The organism is uncultured Varibaculum sp. (genome assembly GCF_902489465.1).
GTDB lineage: Bacteria > Actinomycetota > Actinomycetes > Actinomycetales > Actinomycetaceae > Varibaculum.
This window is the reverse complement of sequence record NZ_CABTZZ010000064.1, coordinates 1-4,019: the sequence shown is the minus strand read 5'-3', so window position 1 is coordinate 4,019 and position 4,019 is coordinate 1. Positions and strand designations below refer to the sequence as shown.

Sequence of the window (4,019 nt, the reverse complement as noted above, 5' to 3'; positions counted from 1 at the left end):
TACGGCTCGCGGGGCGCAAACCGATGTGGCGACTCTGGCCACCGCACTACGGACAGGCACTTTGAAAACAGTTATTGGCTTGGATCCGACTAATATCGGGCGCTACCTGACCGCGCCAGTCAAATTCGACCAAAAGACCCTGTTTCCCATCAACTCTTATGGTTCGGGAATGGCAGCTATGTTCATCAATCTCTCTATGTGGATTGGTGCACTTATCCTGGTCATTATTTTCCGCGTAGAAGTCGATAAAGAAGGCTTTGACTGGTTGAGTTTACGCTCGGCTTATCTGGGACGATTTATGCTATCCGGTGCGCTGTCTATCGGGCAGGGGCTGATTGTCAGCGTGGGCAGTTTACTGCTGGGAGTAAAAGCCGCCAACGCTCCCGCTTTCATTGCTACCTCCATGCTGATCGGGCCGTGTTATTTAGCAATTATCTATGCTTTGGCAGCTGCATTCAGTCACGTGGGGCGAGCCCTGGCGATCTTGCTGGTAGTTTTGCAGATTCCCGGTGCCTCGGGTATTTATCCGATTGAGCTCATGCCCAGATTCTTCCGCCAGCTTTCCCCGATACTCCCATTTTCTTACGGTATCGATGCGATCCGAGAAACTATCGGCGGCTTCTATCAGGGGCGTTACTGGCATGTGATGGCGGTTCTAATATTAATGAGTCTCACGATGTTCCTGCTGGGGTTTTTGGGCAGGCGTCGTTTCGGTTACTTCACCCAGCTGTTCTACGACGATTTGGCTCGCACTGAACTGGTAGTGAATGAAGACGTTCAGCTGCAAAGTCGCGGTTACCGTTTGAGTAACATTATTGCGCTTCTGGCAAACCGGAGAGAATTTTCCAGCCGGATTAAGCTTCGGCAAGAAGAGTTCAACGCTCGTTATCCCGCTTTGATTAATGGGTTGAGTATTGTGGGGATTATAGGACTGGTAGTGCTGGGGATGATTTCCTGGCTAACCTCCGCCAGTAAGTCCGTACTCCTGGGGATACTTGCGATATGGGGAGTGGCCATTATCGGAACGTTAGTTGGCATAGCCGTGCTGAAAAACTCCCTAGAACGAGCCGAGAGGCTGTCACATTTGACGCAAGATGAACTGTTCGAGTCCCTGGCTCGCCAGCGGCAAGTAAGCGCAAGCAAATCTACGGGTCGGTCAAAAGGACTTAGCGGCGGGACAAATTGGGGTCGCGGGGAACGTCGCCACTTAAGAGCGTCTGTGCCGACAGATGCACCGGCAGAGGCGGCGGATCAAAGCGTAGAGAAGTCGGAGAGTGCAACCGATGCCTCGGCAAGTAGCGAGGAGACACGATGAACGAAATACTTTTTATCATTCGTGACGACTTTCGCCAGATTCGCAGCAGTATCATGGTTCGGATTTCCATAGTTCTATTGATTGCCGTACCTTTATTCTTCACCTGGTTCAACGTGCTGGCCACCTGGAATCCCTTCTCAAATTCGGGAAGACTACAGATTGCCGTGGCCAGTACCGATGAGGGTTACACCAGCAAAATCCTGAACGTAAAAGTCAATGTGGGAGACGTCGTACTCAAGGAACTGGCGGTAAATGATCAGTTTGATTGGGTGTTAACCAGCGAAGATAAAGCATTGCAAGGGGCAAGTTCGGGGGAGTATTACGCGGCAATTGTATTGCCCAAGGATTTTTCCCACTCCATGTTTACGTTCTATGCCGGCGGGGCTGCCCCCGCAAATATCACGCTTTACACCAACGAAAAGAAGAACCCGCTTTCTGCCAATCTCACCAACCAAGGTGCTCAAGGCGTCACCGCGAAAATCAATACGGTTTTTTCGCACACCTTGGCAGAAGTCACCGTAGGTATTGCTGAGGACGTGTCCGCTTACCTAGACTCTTCCGACACTCAAGCAGCTCTGGATCGGCTGAGCAACCACCTAGAAACCCTGAGCGCACAGCTAAATGCAGGGGCGAGCACTTTCAGCTCTTTGTCTACCTTGATAGGTTCGGCAGTACCGCTAGCTACCGGAGCCAAACAGCTGGCTGCGGGGGTGCAAGACTCTTTTGAGGGGGCTATCGGCTCCACCCTTGATACCGGGGGCAGAAATGCCGGGGGCAGCGCCAATCCCTTCGCGGTCATCTCTTCTGAGTTGGATGATGCGGTGAACCTGGCAGGAAGTAATCTTGCCAACCTGCAAAAACAGTTGGACAAATTGCTGGATTCCGCCAATAACACCACCCAAAGCAGTGCTGACAGCATCGAAGAGTTGCAGACTCTGCTAGATAAACAAATCGCTGGCTTCCAACGTACGCGGGACGCCCTCGAGCAAGCATTGGGGCCAGGAGGGGCGGATTGGCAGGGGAACAAGCCTGCGGTTGACCGGTTGCTGGCAGATCTGGACGCGGCCATTGCGCGCCAACAAGTACTTTCGGAACAGCTGGGCGCTATTGCAGCTGACCTGCGCCGAGGAGGAACTCGCGATTCTGAGCTGAGGCAGGCCGCTAAACGTTCCATAGCAGAAGCAAAACACGCTATTGATACTGCTCAATCCAATTATGATAAAAATTTGCAGCCAAAAATAAAAAGCCTACGAGAAAACCTAGAATCTGCCGGAAAGAATGTGGAGGTTTTCCGTTCGCACCTGCAGGCAGTGCAAGCCGACCTGTCGGAAAGTTCAGGCGGGATGATCGAGACTATGCGCCGCTCCCAAAAAACTCTGGACAATACCGCTAAAAAGATGCGGGACGGTGCCAGTCGTTTGAACCAAGCTCATGAACAGATTACCTCCGCCCAAGCAAAAGGAGGCTTGAACCAAGTGGCCGCTACCTTGGGAGCTGACCCCGAAGGTTTTGCCCGCTTGATTTCTTCCCCCGTAGCGGTAGAACGTAATTCGGTGTTCCCAGTCGCCACCTTTGGGGTAGGTATGGCTCCCCTATTTACGGTGATCGCCCTGTGGGTTGGGGCGCTCCTGGCAGGGGTTTTCCTGCGCACTGACGTTTCTGCGAACGTGGGTAAACGCTACCTGGACACTGTTGCAGCCCGAAAACAGGCAGATACTTCCGATGATTTAGATACGGATGAGGGCGAATCGTCTCGCTCAGAAGAGGCAAACACGAAACCCGACGAACCAGAATCGACTTCAGATGCGAAATCGGCCGTAAGAAAGCCGCTATTCACCGGTGCTCAGGAGTACCTGGGACGTTACTTTATGTTCTGGATGATTGGGATGGCTCAATCCACATTGCTGATGCTCGGGCTGATTGTGTTCGTGGAGATTGAACCGGCGCACCCCTTCCTGTTGATTTTGGCGGGCTGGGGAATTTCTACCGTCTTTACCAATATCGTTTATACCCTGGTGGTAGCACTTGCCAATGCGGGTAAAGCCTTAGCAGTCTTATTGCTGGTGATACAGATTTCTGCTGCTGGCGGAGCCTATCCGCTGGAACTATTGCCACAATGGTTCCAAAACATCAGTCCCTTGCTACCCGCCACTTATGCGATTAACCTGATGCGTTCGGCTATCGCCGGGATTTATGCGGGGGACTTTGCCTATAACCTGCTGATAATCCTGGTGTTCCTGATTCCAAACTTGGCTCTCGGGGTGGTTTCCCGGCATACGATTGCTGGACGGATTCACGACACCGCCAAGAAGATTGAAAAAACGAAAGTCATGTAGCCCGGACAGAGTGAACAGGGAAGCTAGGTTTTCCTCCCTACGTCCAGCACGGGAATAAGTTTTTCCTCCCGCCCAAAATCCGAAAAGGCATTGCCTTTTCGGATTTAACGCCCGCCTAGCCGACTCGGATAAAACTTATTCCCGTGCATAGTGGTGGGGAGGGCAAGTTTTCAGGAACCGATCTTTCGTCTCACTTAATACCTGCGCGTCCAGCGCACTCGGCTAGCTAAAGAACCGCGTGAAAGGGATAGCGGAAGCGGGATGATGCACCGGGTGGGAGCGGGGCGCGACCGGGCACTGACAACGTCTTCGTGGGGAGGCTGGATTTTATCCGAGTGGGTGCGGTGGGCATAAGAATTCGGAAAACG

At 52.6% G+C, this 4,019-nt stretch carries 2 protein-coding genes; both read left to right on the top strand.

The annotated features are described in order from the left end of the window. On the top strand, window positions 1-1,315 hold a 1,315-nt coding region (locus tag RDM26_RS08370; protein WP_307738504.1), incomplete at its 5' end, for a YhgE/Pip family protein. Next, the gene (locus tag RDM26_RS08365; protein WP_307738503.1) at window positions 1,312-3,651 is read left to right on the top strand and encodes a YhgE/Pip family protein; all 2,340 of its coding nucleotides are present in this window, start codon (window positions 1,312-1,314) and stop codon (window positions 3,649-3,651) included. The genes RDM26_RS08370 and RDM26_RS08365, both read left to right, overlap by 4 nt. Window positions 3,652-4,019: the final 368 nt, after the last annotated feature.